Here is a 13930-nt window from a genome sequence, read left to right as displayed (position 1 = left end):
CCGGTCCGGCAGGTCAGTATCAATAGATGCTGAACGGGAAGTACTTGTCGTTGATCTTCTTGTAGGTGCCGTCAGCAACGATTTCTTTCAGTGCGACGTTCAGCTTCTCGCGGATCGGGTCGTTCTTGCGAACGGCGATACCGATCTTGTCGCTTTCTTCCACCGGGTCGCCTTTGAATTCGTAAGGCTTGCCGGCGTCGCTTTTCAGCCACTCGTAGTTGACGTATTTGTCCGCCAGGATGCCGTCCAGACGACCGGAGGTCAGGTCGAGGTAAGCGTTTTCCTGGGTGTCATAAAGCTTGGTTTCAACGCCAGGCATGTTGTCTTCGAGCCAGGTGCCAGCCAGTGTCGCGCGCTGGGCGCCGATCACTTTGCCTTTCAGCGCATCCTTGTCGGTCTTGAAGTCGACGTCTTTCTTGGCGATGAATTGCAGCTTGTTCGAGTAGTACGGGTCGGTGAAGTCGACGGCCTGCTTGCGCTCATCGGTGATAGACATCGAGGAGATCAGGAAGTCGAACTTCTTGGCGTTCAGTGCCGGAATGATGCCGTCCCAGTCGGAGGTGACCACGGTGCATTCGACTTTCATCTTGGCGCACAGGGCGTCGCCGATTTCCTTGTCGAAGCCGACGACATTGCCACTGGCATCTTTGTTGTTGAACGGCGGGTAGGCCGCTTCGATGCCCATCTTCAGGGTTTCGGCCATGGCACCGGCGCTGAACGCCAGGGTGACGGCGGCTGCCAGGAAGACCTTTTTGTAGTTCTGCATGCGGGTAGCTCCGTTAGCGGTTGCTGGACATGAATTGTTTGCAGCGCGCCGAAAGCGGGTTTTCGAACACCTGCTGTGGCGATCCTTGCTCTTCTACCAGGCCCTGGTGGAGGAACACCACTTCGCTGGACACCTGACGGGCGAAACCCATTTCGTGGGTGACCAGCAGCATGGTGCGGCCTTCTTCGGCCAGTGCGCGGATGACATTAAGTACTTCCTGGACCATTTCCGGGTCAAGGGCGGAGGTGGGTTCGTCGAACAGGATCACCTTGGGTTGCATCGCCAGCGTGCGGGCAATGGCCGCGCGTTGTTGCTGGCCGCCAGACAGTTGCGCCGGGTACGCATGACGCTTGTCGGCGATGCCGACCTTGGCCAGCAGGGCTTCGGCGACTTCGATGGCTTCGGCCTTGCTCTGGCCGAGCACGCGGCGAGGGGCCTCGATGATGTTGTCGAGCACGCTCATGTGCGGCCACAGATTAAAGTTTTGAAACACAAAACCAATCTCGCTGCGCAGGCGGTTGATCTGCTTGCCGTCGGCTGCGACCAGTTCGCCGTTCTTGGCGGCTTTGAGCTTGAGTTCTTCTCCGGCCACCAGGATCTGACCCTGGTGCGGGTTTTCCAGCAGGTTGATGCAGCGCAGGAACGTGGACTTGCCGGAACCGGAGGAACCCAGGATCGAGATCACATCGCCGTCGCGGGCGGTCAGCGAGATGCCTTTGAGCACCTCAAGCTGTCCGTAGCGTTTGTGCAAGTTGCGGATTTCAAGCGCGGGCGTGGCCTCAGCCATGTGCGTTCCTCATATATGTTGCGCTCCTGCTGTTGGCGGGCCTTCCTGGCGAGGCGGCCAACCTAGCATAGCGTCTGAATGGCAGCCAACAGCGCTACGGGCGGTAAACGGGTGGCATGTGACAGGTTGTCGCATCGGTACAGCAGACTGTCGCGCTGCTATCAACCGAACAGCCGTTTGAACCCGATGTGGCGCGGCTGTCCCGTAAAAAAGGGCGCGATGTTGCCAGCTTTGGCGGGGTGTTGGAAGCGCTAACCGGCCAAACGTTCCTGAACCGCACTTTTATTGTGCGTTGAGCATTTGTTGGGTGTGTTTCCGGTGCGCAGATTCGTTCCTTAAGTGAGTCGCAGGGTAACGCTCTGGCGAAGTGCCATTATTTTCAATGACTTGCGATGACTGTCCGGTCAGGGTGAGATCGCCGGGTTAGAGGGTTTTGAAACATTTTGGCGCAATTATTGCGTGCAGATTCCGGAACGCCCCGTTGGTTTCTTTTTACAGAAGAGAGTTCACGACGGGATGCACGCATTCGCTTTTCCTTACAAAGGTAGTTTCAATGAGCAATACCCAAAGCTCTAACGGCCTCGAACAGGGGCTCAAACCGCGTCATGTGACCATGCTGTCGATTGCCGGTGTTATCGGCGCCGGCCTGTTCGTTGGCTCGGGCCACGCTATTGCTGCAGCAGGCCCGGCCGTGCTGTTGGCTTATGCCGCCGCCGGTATGCTGGTGGTGTTGGTGATGCGCATGCTGGGTGAAATGGCGGTTGCCTCGCCAGACACCGGCTCCTTCTCGACATACGCCGATCGCGCGATCGGTCACTGGGCCGGTTTCACCATCGGCTGGTTGTACTGGTGGTTCTGGGTGCTGGTGATCCCGCTGGAGGCCAACGCCGCCGCGACCATCCTGCACGCCTGGTTCCCTGGCGTGGACATCTGGGCTTTCGCCCTGGTCATCACGATGCTGCTGACTATCACTAACCTGTTCAGCGTGAAGAACTACGGCGAGTTCGAGTTCTGGTTCGCCCTGCTCAAGGTCGTGGCGATCATTGGTTTCATCATTCTGGGTCTCGCGGCGATCTTCGGCTTCCTGCCGAACAGCCAGGTGAGCGGCGTTTCGCACATTTTCGACACTCAGGGCTTCCTGCCAAACGGCATGGGCGCGGTACTGGGCGCGATCCTGACGACCATGTTTTCCTTCATGGGCACCGAGATCGTGACCATCGCGGCCGCAGAATCGAAGAACCCTGGCAAGCAAATCTCCAAGGCCACCAACTCGGTGATCTGGCGGATTGGTTTGTTCTACCTCGTTTCGATCTTCATCGTCGTGGCCCTGGTGCCATGGAACGACCCGGTTCTGGCCAGCGTCGGTTCCTATCAGACCGTGCTTGAACGCATGGGCATCCCGAACGCCAAGATGATCGTCGACATCGTGGTACTGGTTGCTGTGACCAGCTGCCTGAACTCGGCGCTGTACACCTCGTCGCGCATGATGTTCTCCCTGGGCAAACGCGGTGATGCACCGGCCGTGTCCACGCGCACCAACAAAAGTGGCACGCCATACTGGGCGGTGATGCTGTCCACGGGCGCAGCGTTCCTGGCAACATTCGCCAACTATGTGGCTCCGGCCGCCGTGTTCGAATTCCTGCTGGCCAGCTCCGGCGCCATCGCTTTGCTGGTGTACCTGGTGATCGCTATCTCGCAATTGCGCATGCGCAAACAGCGTATGGCCCGCGGTGAGAAAATCGCCTTCAGCATGTGGCTGTTCCCGGGCCTGACCTACGCGGTGATCGTCTTCATCGTCGCGGCCCTGACCATCATGCTGTTCCAGGACGCCCATCGTGTGGAGATCCTCGCGACCGGTTTGCTGAGTGCTCTGGTGGTTGCTACCGGTTTGCTGGTGGCGCGCCGTCGTCGCAATGAGCAACTGGTTGGCGCAGTGGCGCGCTAAGCTTTACGCACACTGTCGATGTACTGAAAACGACCGCCATCAGCCATGATCGCGGTCGTTTTTGCTTTCATTCAGGGGCTTTATCGGTCGGCTCTCTGATGGACACGATGATGTCGAGATAGTAGCCTCCTTGCCGAATGTGTATCTCGCTGTTGCGGGATGCAATGGAGTTTCAGGACACGGATTGTTCGACGCCCCAGCCTTCCCGGCTAAAGCCCCTCGACCCTTTCTTGCCTGCTCCCTCATCTGATGCGTGTCACAGATGCATTTGCGTGCGCCTGCCGTTTGCGCGGCAGTCACGAGCCAGCGCTGTATGGAGCTAGCCCGGCCATTCAGCTTACCCATTGGGGCATCAAGGAGAGACAGGCATGGCGTTTACATCGGTTGTGTTCAAAAACCCTAATACCGGAGCCATGAAGGAAGCCCCGATCGGCTTCTCGTGGACCGTGTTTTTCTTCGGCTTCCTGCCGCCACTGTTCCGTGGCGACATCAAGTGGGCAGCGATCATGTTCATCGTGGCGTGCTTCACATTCGGCCTCAGCAACTTCGTGTTCATGTTCATCTACAACAAGCTGTACGTGCGCGACCTGATCGGCGCCGGTTTCAAGGCTCAATCCATCGCCAGCGGTGACCTGAGCTATGCCAGCGCCAAGGTCGGGATGGAAATTCCACGTCTGGAAGCTGCGGCTGCCTGATTGTTGTTTTCAGGTTTGTAAAAAAACGGCCGCTGTCAGTGATGACAAGCGGCCGTTTTTGTTGGCTGCGTTTAATTCAATCCGGATGAGCCCAGTCTTCTACGCGTAAACCTTTGACCCGCTCAAATTCTCGCAGGTTGTTGGTTACCACAATGAGTCCACGCGAGCGCGCATGTCCGGCAATCATTTGGTCATAGGGGCCTATGGGTGTTCCCGCCTTCGCAAGCTCGGATCGAATCATTCCGGTGTGTGCAGCTGCTTCATTGTCGAAAGGCCAGACTTCGAGGCGAGCCGCCAAGCCCTCGATCACCGCCAGATTCTTTTCGGGGGTCGCAGATTTTTCGGCGCCGTAGATGAGCTCCATCAGCGTCACCGCACTGATGCACAACTGTCCGTCATGACGGTTGAAAGCTTCTCTTACGATTTGCGGCTTGTTCTTGATGGTGAAGATGCAGATGTTGGTGTCGAGCATGAACTTGATCATCAGAACGACTCGCGCTCCTGATCAGCGGGTTGGTCGCGATCGGTCATAAAGTCTGCACTTGCGCTGTCCCCGTCGAACCAGCTGTCCCATGTCTCGTCTGCCGGTGTGATGATGCGAGCGCGGCCGATGGCGACCACGTTCACTCTTTTTACATCGCTAGGCATTGCAACAGCTTTGGGAAGGCGAACGGCCTGGCTTCGATTGCTCATGAAAAGCGTTGTCTGTTCCATTTTTGCCTCCTCAAGCATTGGTGGGTGTAGTAAGTCTGAAGAATAGTTTTATAAAGGGATATGTCAATGGGATATACATTGCCGCTGACGGGAGGTCATCCACATTTTCCGGTTTGCTGCGTACAAAAAAACGGCCGCTGTCAGTGATGACAAGCGGCCGTTTTTATTTCTGAGGGCTTTTATTCGCCCTTTTCTTCCTGTGCATCCGGCGACTGACGATAGCTGTCCAGCGCAATGCCGAAGTCGGTGATGAATTGCGGGTCGGTCAGCCATGCCTGGGCGGTTTCGCGATCCATGCCGTCGGCCCACATGCGGTAGTCGATCAACATGTCGGCGGCCAGGTGAGTGGCGGCCATGCCTTCGTCGTCGGCGTTTTCCATGTCCAGCAGTTCTGGATGGTCAATGATGATAAAGGCGAGGTTCGTCAGCAGCACGGAGAGCATTTCACTGCGGCCGACAGCTTCGGCGTCGCGCATCTTGCTGAACATCGCCAGGGTGTATTCCGGGATCGGCTCGCCGATTTCACCCAAGTCATCGTCCAGCGCGGCGGGTTTTCTGCCGTGGATGTTGATCTGTTTGGCTTTGATCTTGGCGCGCTTGGCGCGTTTCTGTTGCTTGTTCAGGGAGGCCATGGGAACTCAGTTCGGTTTCTGTTGGGTTTGGGCTGCGATGATGTCGGAGGCCGCTACATAGTCGGCCTGGAAGGCCGGGGATTCGATCCACGCCAGGGCGCCGGCTTCATCGACTTCGGTGGACCATTGGCGGTACTCGATCAGCGCGGCGAGGATGAAGTCCATCGCGCCTTCTTCGCCTTCCTGCTCGTACACCAGTTCCAGCAATGGGTCTTCAAGGAAAGCGATGCACATGGCTTGCTGACTGGTTTTTTCGGCGTCGATCATTTTCTTGAACAGCTCGGTGAGGTCCACCGATTCAAAGTCGATGCGATCATCGTTCGGGTCCAGCTCGACCGGCGCGGCAGCCCGCTGGGTGCGGTTCTGCTTGGCCTTGGCTTTGGCGCGGGTGGCGCGTTTTTGCTGCTTGTTGGCGGAGGCCATGGTTTTGATCCGTCGTGCGTTAAAAGGACTCGCTGCGCGGTACTGTCCGCCCGGGGGTATCGGGGGCCAGTTCACCGCTCTGCAGCCAGGACAATGCAATGGGCCATAGTGTGGCTTGGTATGCGCTACGAAAAAAGGCGAAATGTCCGACTTCTGCTTCGCCGATGTCTTCGGGGGCGATTCGCCAGTGAGTGTTCGTACCGCCGCTGAAGTAGCCGAGCAGGCGTTCGATGGCCGGGATCGTGCCGTAAGGATCGTCTGTGATGCTGATGGCCAGTGTCCTGGCTTTCATCGTCGCCCCTGGTTTTTTGGCCAGCGTGCGACCGCTGGGCCGCGTTTCATATCGGCGCGTGGGCGTGCTCCAGTCCCTAACGACACCGGCGGGCGTGTCTTCCAGCCAGCCAAGACGCTTTCCGGGGAAGTAGCCATAGATCATTGTGATCAGAGGCATCACCACGTGCCACTTGCCGAACATCCTCCAGCGATGAGCGGGCGCGTAGTCGCGCCAGTAGGCGAATTGCGCACCGACGGTGACCAGACGCCGAATCAGCTGCCCTGAGGCTCCCAGGCCCGCCGCACAGCCGCCAAAGCTGTGGCCGACGACATCGATGGGCTGGCCGGGAAATTCGCGCTCAGCGCGCTTGAGCATCGCCTCGAAATCCAGCGCGCCCCAATCAGTCCATGAGGCGTCGAGATTTTTCAATGACGCAGGGCGTGATTCGCCGATGCCACGGTAGTCATAGGTGATGACATCGAAGCCGTTGGCGAACAGGTAATCGGCGAAGCGCGAATAGTGACGGCAGCGAACCGAGGTGGCGGCGTTGATGATGACGATCGGGCGCACAAGGTCCTGAAAGGCGTGCCGCCAAGTGAAACCGCCGAGGATGAAGCCGTCTGCGGCGGGCTCTTTGAATGGTTCGCCAGAAACGGGAGTTGGCAGCGGCAACTCGATTTGAGTGGGGGCCAGTGACATGTCCTGCAAATTCATCGGCTTCAGACCTTTGCGGGTAGCTGCCAACGATAGTCTTCGTGCGGCGGGTGGACAATCCATCTGTGTTCACAGGGGGATCTGATCGAGCAGTCGCTCCTCGATTGCCGCCTGCTCCCGGTCCAGTTCAGTGCGGAGTTCGTCTTCGCTGGGCAGGACTGTTTTGTATTTGCTGGCGAAGAGTTGTTCGTTGTCTTTCAGCACCGAGTAGCGCACCACTGATTCATCTTTTTTCGCACAGAGAATGATGCCGACGGTGGGGCCATCTTCCGGTCCGCGCTTGAGGTCGTCATACATGCGTACGTACATGTCCATCTGGCCAACATCCTGATGGGTCAGTTCGCCGCGCTTCAGATCGAAGATGACGAAGCACTTGAGTACGTAGTTGTAAAACACCAGATCGATGTAGAAGTCTTTGCTCTCGGTACTGATGCGTTGCTGGCGAGCGATGAAGGCAAATCCTCTACCCAGTTCCAGCAGGAAGGCTTGAAGCTGATGGATCAATGCTTGCTCCAGATTGGTTTCTTGAGTCAAACCTGCGTTGGTTGAGCCAAGAAACTCCAGCATCACCGGGTCCCTGATGAAGTCTCGTGGGTGTGCTTTCATTTTCTGGATGTTGGTGGCGGCTTCCTGCCGGACGGCAGGTCGATCGCGGCTTGTGAGCAGGCGCTCGTAATAGAGGGTGTTGATCTGGCGTTCCAGGGCGCGGGATGACCAGTTTTGGTTGGCAGCTTCGTCCATATACCACGTGCGCGCGGTGTCACTATCGACGCGCAGAAGCCTGCGGTAGTGGGTCCAGCTCAATTCGTGACGCAGTGCGTCACGAATTGGGAATGCTTGGTAAAACAGGCGCATGTAGCGAAGATTGGAGTTATCAAAGCCCTTCCCGAATTCTGCTGTCAGGCTCTGCGCCAGCGTTGCCAGCAATTGCTTTCCGTACCCCGCCCGTCGAGCCCCTTCCTGCTCGAACTCGACAATATGCCTCCCAATCTGCCAGCAAGTTTGTACCTGGACCGTATCGACCGTGCGTAGCACTTTCTGCCGTGCATCACGAATCAGCTCTCCAAGATTGCCGAGTAGTGAGGCGAGTTGTGCATCCTGAGTGTTAGCGGGTTTGAGTGAGCTCATGGCGTCTTCTGCAAAGGAATGAACAGGCAGAAGAGGATGGCAGTGGAGGTGGGGGCAGCGATGCCGGGCGTGGCTGGTAAGCCGGAAGGAAAGCCCGATTGGGTTTGCGGGATCGCTCCGACGGCAAGTCGTGCTTCAGGAATATAACGTGTAGTCCATTTCGTAGTGAGCCCAAGTACCAATCAATCTAAAACCCGGGCGTTCGAGAGGAAATCTAAAAGGCATGACAAATGGGTTCCATGGAGCCCGGGAGGCGTGATCATGAAGTACGTGCATTCCCTTGCGTTGCCCATCGCCGCGGTGGGCATGTTGATGTTCCCGGTGATGTCGTCTGCCGCCAGTCTTGAACCAATCGACAGCGCTGGCGTGCAAGTTCAACCGCAGGAGCAAAACGGAATTACTTATCTGTCCGGCGGTATAGGCCTGGATGAGTCGAAGGCCATCCAGCAAACGGCTGGCTATAACTTGCACATGACGTTTTCGGTCGGGGCGGAGAATAAATACATTCCCGACGTCGACGTGGTCATTCAGAAAGCCCAAGGGCAAACCGTGTTGACGCTGAACGAGGCTGGCCCGCTGGTTTATGTCCAGCTACCGCCCGGCAAATACACCGTGGTTGCTACGCGACATGGAGAAGTGCGGCGTGATAGTGCCGACGTAGGAAGTGGCCCTGCACGTAATCTGGTCTTTCACTGGGCCGGTGAAAGCTAGCAGTTGGCCGGAGTTGGCCGGCCGATGCCTTTGTTCCAGCGAATGGGCGGCAGAAAATCATCTGTCCGCCCATTGCGTGGTTTTAGGCTTGAGCGGTCTGGCCTCTCAGGATCTGCTGCTTACGCTGTTCTTCCGGCAGATCGTTGATGCAGTAGTTGATGTAGTACACGTTGAACAGGAACGTGTAGAAGGCGTTCATTCGCAGGTCGACCTTGTGCTCGCTGAGGGCATATTCCGTCAGCGCCGTTTTAGCCTTGAATGCCCATACGATGTACAGCACGCCACTGGCAAGGCCGAGAACTGCGGACGTGAAATCCAGAGCCACGTTGCCCAGGTTGGAGAATGTGCCGCTTAAGCCGGCGCATACAGCGATCCAGATAATGTAAGCGTCATCTACCAATCGGACTTTGGTGGTATCGCTGATGATTTTGCTGTTTTTGTATAGCCACAAAATAAGATAGATCCCGGCAGTGGCGATGGAGAGCAACACCAGGTTCCAGGTCTTCGTATCGATCTTGTCTTTTAGTTCATTGATTGTTGACATAACTTTTCCATGTCCTTTGGCTTAAGGGGATGTGTAGCGCTGGTGTTTACTGCGGGGGGAGGCATTCCTTGCGTTGTTACCTGTCCTTTTGGGTGCGTATTCCAACTGCGCCGTGGGGCAGTGGATTGCATTGAAATCGACCGGACGGGTTTCCGTGGTGTCGGTCGAGCTTGTGGCACAACGCTACTATAGAGCCTTGCTGAAGGCGAGTTTTGTTTTTGGATCGTCGATCCGTCGCTTCCACTGCCGTGTGCCGGACTTCGTTAAATCGCAGGCATAAAAAAACCCTGAATCTTGCGATTCAGGGTTTTCGGTATTTGGTGCCCAGAGACGGAATCGAACCGCCGACACGGGGATTTTCAATCCCCTGCTCTACCGACTGAGCTATCTGGGCAACGGGGCGCATTAAACGGGTTTTTCAGGGGGTCGTCAAGCAAGTTTTCAAAAAAAATTTAATTATTACCGTCGCTTACGTTCCGACCCCCGATAAAGCGGGATTATTCTGCAGGCGGAACGTAGCCTTCAGCCTTGGCGTATTCCTCGCCGGAGAAGTACTTGTCCATCTCGCCTTGCAGATATTTGCGGTCTTCGGCGTTCATCATGTTCAGGCGTTTTTCGTTGATCAGCAGCGTCTGGTGTTTCTGCCAGTCGGCCCAGGCCTTCGCCGAGACGTGGTCAAAAATGTCCTGGCCTTTGGCGCCCGGGAATGGAGCGCGCTCCAGGGCTGGCAATTCTTCTTTGTACTTGCGGCACATGATGGTGCGGGTCATGACGACTCTCCTGCGTTCAATACGGCGGCCGCGCGTTCGAGCAAGGTTTTGACCGGGGCGGCAAGGCCCAGGCGCGGCGGGGTGGCGAGGTTATACCAGAGCCAGTCGGCCTCGGCCACGTGATGGCCGGTCTCCTGGACCTGAACCAGCCAGGGTTCGATGGACAACTGAAAATGGCTGAACGTGTGTACGAGGCTCGGCAGCGCTTGTTGGCTGCCCAACTCCAGCGAGTGCTGTGAGGCCAGATGTTGCAGGTCGTCGAGGTCGTCGAGCTCCGGCAGGCTCCACAGACCGCCCCACAAGCCCGTGGAAGGGCGACGGTAAAGCAGAATCGCGCCGTCTCCGTTGGCGAGCATCGGCATCAGCGTGCGCTTCTGTGGCACGGCTTTGCGTGGCTTCGGGATCGGGTAGCGGGTTTCCAGGCCGAGCATGTGCGCTTCGCAGCCCTTTTCCAGCGGGCAGAGCAGGCAGCTCGGTTTGCTGCGAGTGCAAAGCGTGGCGCCCAGATCCATCATCGCCTGGGTGTAGGCGTTGACCCGATCATGCGGCGTGAAGCGCTCAGCGTTCGCCCACAGCTGTTTCGCGACCTTCGGCTCGCCCGGATAACCCTCTTGCGCCGTAAAGCGCGCCAGGACGCGTTTGACGTTGCCGTCGAGGATCGGCGCCCGCAGGCCCATGCTCAGGCTGGCGATGGCGCCCGCCGTGGACAGGCCGATCCCCGGCAGCTCGACCAGCTTTTCCACATCCCGCGGAAATTCGCCGCCGTACTCAGCGACGACGATCTTCGCGGTCTTCTGCAAATTGCGCGCGCGGGTGTAGTAACCGAGGCCGGTCCACAGGTGCAGCACTTCGTCTTCCGGCGCGGCGGCCAGGGCTTCGACCGTCGGCAGCGAGGCCATGAACCGGTCGAAGTAATTCAGCACGGTGCTGACCTGGGTTTGCTGCAACATGATCTCCGAGACCCACACCCGATACGGTGTGATGCCTTGCTGCCAAGGCAAATCGTGGCGGCCGTGGCGGTCGTACCAGTCCAGCACCGCCGATGAAAACTGCTCGGATCTCATCGCTTGAACAGCCCCTTCAATGCGTTTTTCAGCTCGGGACTGACTTTGTCGCCAAGCTTCTCGTCGATTTTTTCGCTGATTTTGTCGCCCGCCATTTTGGACGCGACCTGGCCCATGCGTTCGTTGTCGAGGCGGCAAGCCTTGGCGCCGAGTTCCAGCGGGCCACGGCAGCGCAGCGGCCATTCGATGCCGACAAATTTGTCGCCGACCTGACAGGCCGGATCCGGCATGGCACTGGTATCGCCTTCGACGATGATGCCAACGCGGTAGTCCATGCCCAGCACCCGCAGGTCGACGTCACCGTCGCCATTCACGGTCATGCCCGGGATGCGCACTTTCAGGTCCGGGTTGCTGGCCACGCCGTTACGGAAGGTCAGGTTGCCCTTGAGCTCCTGAAACGGCGTGTCCTTGCCGCGTGGCTCGCCGCTGAGGGTTTTGCGGTTGAGCGTGGCGATGCCTTTGCACAGTTGCTGTTCGAGGTTGGCATTGAGCAGCACGCCGTTGTTGATGACGAAACTGGCATTGCCGTTGAGGGTTTCGATCAGCGCTTTCTGGCTGTTGCCATTGCCGGTCAGATTGCTGTCGAGCGTGACCAGGCCTTTGACTGGCGGTTTTTTACCCTGGCTTTCGAGGATTTTTTCCACAGGCACTTTGCTGATGCGCGTCTGCATGTTCAGCGCTGGTGCCTGTTGGCGCACGTCGAGGGTGCCCCTGGATTCGAAGGTGCCGTCGTACAGGTCGCCGCGCAGGTTCTCAAGCGTCAGCAGGCCTTCCTTGCCATTGGCTTTGAGCGCCGCGTTCTGGATCGGCAGCTTGTCGAGGGTCAACTGGCCAAAGGTCAGGTCAGCATCCACGTCGAGTTTGCTCAGGCGTTCCACCGGCAGCAGGCGCTCGTTGCTCCACGCGTCTTTGGTGGGCTTGTCCGGCAGCGGTGTGCTGCCTGCGCCGGCCATGGCATCGGCTTCGGTGCTGGCCACTTCGGCCTGGCGCACTTGCGTGGCGCTGTTGGCTTCGGCGGATTTTGGCGGCAGGTAGCGGTCGACGTTGAAGGTGTCAGCCTTGAGCGTGGCGCGCAGCGACTGCTTGGCGAAATCCTCGACGGCGATACGACCGCTGAAGGTGCTGTCATCGACTTTCAGGTTGATGTTGTCGAGCACCAGACTGGTCGGCGTACCGGCAATGCGGCTGACCAGTTCAACTTTGCTCAAACTGCCTTCAGCCATCGCCGGGAGTTTCTGGCCGATGCTGTCGACGAATTTCGCCAGGTCGAATTGGGCAATCGAAAGGCCGCCGTTGATTTGCGGCGTTTTGTCGAGGTCGTTGACCTTCAGTTCGCCCAGTGCGCGCAACTGGTTGGCGGAAATCTTGATGCCAGTCCATTCGGCGACGTTCGCTGCTTTATCCAGCAGCAACTGGCCTTGGGCGGCGAAGGTCACGGTCTTGCCTTGTAGCGGATCACCGGCGATTTCGCCGGACAGCTTCATGTCCTCGAATTTGTAGCGTTGCAAGGCGCGTTCAAAACGCAACTCGCCATTGAGCTCGGTGCGGACCCGCAAAACGGGCTGATTGGTGCCCAGGAACGCGGTGAGCTTGACCGGGATGTTGGTCGAGTCGTGGACCGGCCCGGTGCTCAACTGGATGCTTTCGGCGCTGAAATGCTGGCCGGTTTTCTCGTCGCTGTATTCAACGCGGGCGTTGTTGACGGTCAGGCTGTCGATGTCCAGACGGATCGGCTGCGCCGGTTTTTCCACTTGAACGGTGGTTTGCGGTGCAGGTTCGCCAGGAGTGACCGCAGGAGCGGTCGAGTTGGCAGTCGCCGGCACTTTGCCGATGTCTTCCCAGTTGCCGTGGCCGTCCTTGTCGCGGTTCAGGCGCAGGTTCAGGCCTTCGACGCGCACGTCGCTCATCTGCACTTCACGGCGCAGCAGCGGCAGCACGCGCACCGACAGGCCGAGCATCTGCAAGTCAGCGAACGGTTCGGTGGGCTTGGCCAGGGTCGCGACACTGGCTTCGTGCAATTCCAGGCCCAGCCACGGGAACAGGCTCCAGCCGATGTCGCCATTGAGCGTCAGCTCGATGTGGGCCTTGTCGCGGGCAATCTGGCGAATCTCGTCTTTATAGTCGTTGGGATCGAAGAGGTGGGTCAGGGCAAAGCCCAGCGCCACAATGATCAGCAACAACCCGAGAAGTACCAGACCCAGGATTTTGCCGAACGCTTTCATGGGCGAGTCCTTGTAGTTAGTCGATTTAGCCGGGGAGTATAGCGCTCAGAAGTGGACGACCGGTCAGCGATCAACCCGGCAGCACATCCAGTGGCACTTTCAGTTTGGCCGCCAGCGCCTGGGACTCAAGGTGCCCGGCAGGTGCCAGCAGGCGCAATGTCGCACCCGATTGCGACGCCAGTTTCTGCGCTTCGTTCACCATTCGCTCGGCAACCCCACGACGACGGGTGATTTTTCGTACACACAGTTGGGACAGATGCCAGACGTCCTGGTGCCTTTGCAAACGTGCCGCGCCCAGCAGGCGATCATTAAAACGCCCGGCGATCAACGAGCCGTCCCGCAGGCAGCCTTCGATCAACTGCACATCATCGGCAAACGGCGCGAACAGCCAATCCGGCGCGTCGCGGTAAATCTTCTGCAAATCCTGCTGATCCTGGTAGGTGGCTTCGTTCAGCAGCTCGACGATGACAGGCATGACGGTTCCTTCAGTGGTACGAGAACAGATGACTTGCAAAAACGTGATATCAGTTTGGTTTTTCTG

The 13930-nt window shown here is 58.0% G+C and carries 16 protein-coding genes and 1 tRNA gene; 3 read left to right on the top strand and 14 right to left on the bottom strand.

The genetic code is table 11. The features are described 5' to 3' along the window. Positions 1 to 19: 19 nt before the first annotated feature. Both IB246_RS09930 and IB246_RS09925 read right to left on the bottom strand, forming a co-directional pair. Entirely contained in the window at positions 20 to 766 is a 747-nt protein-coding gene (locus IB246_RS09930) for an ABC transporter substrate-binding protein (RefSeq protein WP_008041033.1), read from the bottom strand. A 13-nt stretch (positions 767 to 779) separates the two neighbouring features. Beyond that, positions 780 to 1553 (bottom strand): ABC transporter ATP-binding protein, encoded by a 774-nt coding sequence (locus tag IB246_RS09925; RefSeq protein ID WP_007897462.1) that lies wholly within the window; start codon positions 1551 to 1553, stop codon positions 780 to 782. Between the two features lie 553 nt (positions 1554 to 2106). On the opposite strand from IB246_RS09925, the gene gabP reads away from it, so the two are divergent. Together gabP and IB246_RS09915 are read left to right on the top strand one after the other, a co-directional pair. Beyond that, positions 2107 to 3498 (top strand): GABA permease, encoded by a 1392-nt coding sequence (gene gabP / locus IB246_RS09920; protein ID WP_008041032.1) that lies wholly within the window; start codon positions 2107 to 2109, stop codon positions 3496 to 3498. 368 nt (positions 3499 to 3866) lie between these two features. Next, positions 3867 to 4193, top strand: coding sequence for a hypothetical protein (locus IB246_RS09915; RefSeq protein ID WP_008024966.1), 327 nt, complete (start codon positions 3867 to 3869; stop codon positions 4191 to 4193). 76 nt (positions 4194 to 4269) lie between these two features. Here the strand turns inward: IB246_RS09915 and vapC are convergent, their stop codons facing one another. From vapC to IB246_RS09885, 6 genes are all read right to left on the bottom strand, one after another. Continuing rightward, positions 4270 to 4677: a type II toxin-antitoxin system tRNA(fMet)-specific endonuclease VapC gene (gene vapC, locus IB246_RS09910; protein WP_008041030.1), complete on the bottom strand. Its 408-nt coding sequence runs from the start codon at positions 4675 to 4677 to the stop codon at positions 4270 to 4272. Next, entirely contained in the window at positions 4677 to 4907 is a 231-nt protein-coding gene (gene vapB, locus IB246_RS09905; protein ID WP_008041029.1) for a type II toxin-antitoxin system VapB family antitoxin, read from the bottom strand. The genes vapC and vapB overlap by 1 nt, the downstream gene beginning before the upstream one ends. Positions 4908 to 5086: 179 nt before the next feature. Further along, complete coding sequence (locus IB246_RS09900; RefSeq protein ID WP_008041028.1) at positions 5087 to 5539, bottom strand: hypothetical protein; 453 nt, start codon at positions 5537 to 5539, stop codon at positions 5087 to 5089. 6 nt (positions 5540 to 5545) lie between these two features. Continuing rightward, the gene (locus IB246_RS09895) at positions 5546 to 5962 is read right to left on the bottom strand and encodes a hypothetical protein (RefSeq protein ID WP_008041027.1); all 417 of its coding nucleotides are present in this window, start codon (positions 5960 to 5962) and stop codon (positions 5546 to 5548) included. 19 nt (positions 5963 to 5981) lie between these two features. Further along, positions 5982 to 6950 (bottom strand): alpha/beta fold hydrolase, encoded by a 969-nt coding sequence (locus IB246_RS09890; RefSeq protein WP_008041023.1) that lies wholly within the window; start codon positions 6948 to 6950, stop codon positions 5982 to 5984. 69 nt (positions 6951 to 7019) lie between these two features. Then, a complete protein-coding gene (locus tag IB246_RS09885) occupies positions 7020 to 8078 on the bottom strand; it encodes a PDDEXK nuclease domain-containing protein (RefSeq protein ID WP_008041021.1) in 1059 nt (352 codons plus the stop codon). Positions 8079 to 8339: 261 nt separating this feature from the next. Between IB246_RS09885 and IB246_RS09880 the strand changes: the two genes are divergently transcribed. Continuing rightward, positions 8340 to 8789: a hypothetical protein gene (locus IB246_RS09880; protein ID WP_008041020.1), complete on the top strand. Its 450-nt coding sequence runs from the start codon at positions 8340 to 8342 to the stop codon at positions 8787 to 8789. 82 nt (positions 8790 to 8871) lie between these two features. Here IB246_RS09880 and IB246_RS09875 read toward each other — a convergent pair whose 3' ends face one another. The 6 genes from IB246_RS09875 to IB246_RS09850 all read right to left on the bottom strand — a co-directional run bounded on the left by IB246_RS09875 (position 8872) and on the right by IB246_RS09850 (position 13864). Next, positions 8872 to 9333: a DUF4234 domain-containing protein gene (locus tag IB246_RS09875; RefSeq protein WP_008041019.1), complete on the bottom strand. Its 462-nt coding sequence runs from the start codon at positions 9331 to 9333 to the stop codon at positions 8872 to 8874. A 318-nt stretch (positions 9334 to 9651) separates the two neighbouring features. After that, a tRNA-Phe gene (locus IB246_RS09870) sits at positions 9652 to 9727 on the bottom strand. A 103-nt stretch (positions 9728 to 9830) separates the two neighbouring features. Beyond that, positions 9831 to 10103 (bottom strand): oxidative damage protection protein, encoded by a 273-nt coding sequence (locus tag IB246_RS09865; protein ID WP_008024947.1) that lies wholly within the window; start codon positions 10101 to 10103, stop codon positions 9831 to 9833. Further along, complete coding sequence (gene mutY, locus IB246_RS09860; RefSeq protein WP_008041011.1) at positions 10100 to 11167, bottom strand: A/G-specific adenine glycosylase; 1068 nt, start codon at positions 11165 to 11167, stop codon at positions 10100 to 10102. The genes IB246_RS09865 and mutY overlap by 4 nt, the downstream gene beginning before the upstream one ends. Next, positions 11164 to 13389, bottom strand: a complete 2226-nt coding sequence (locus IB246_RS09855; RefSeq protein WP_008041010.1) for an AsmA family protein — start codon at positions 13387 to 13389, stop codon at positions 11164 to 11166. The genes mutY and IB246_RS09855 overlap by 4 nt, the downstream gene beginning before the upstream one ends. 70 nt (positions 13390 to 13459) lie before the next feature. After that, positions 13460 to 13864, bottom strand: a complete 405-nt coding sequence (locus IB246_RS09850; RefSeq protein WP_008041009.1) for an acetyl-CoA sensor PanZ family protein — start codon at positions 13862 to 13864, stop codon at positions 13460 to 13462. Between the last annotated feature and the right edge of the window lie 66 nt (positions 13865 to 13930).

Origin of the sequence: Pseudomonas sp. PDM01 (genome assembly GCF_014852325.1) — a bacterium.
Taxonomy (GTDB): Bacteria; Pseudomonadota; Gammaproteobacteria; order Pseudomonadales; family Pseudomonadaceae; genus Aquipseudomonas; species Aquipseudomonas migulae.
The sequence above is the reverse complement of the archived record's forward strand: the minus strand, read 5'-3'. Positions and strand labels throughout refer to the sequence as shown.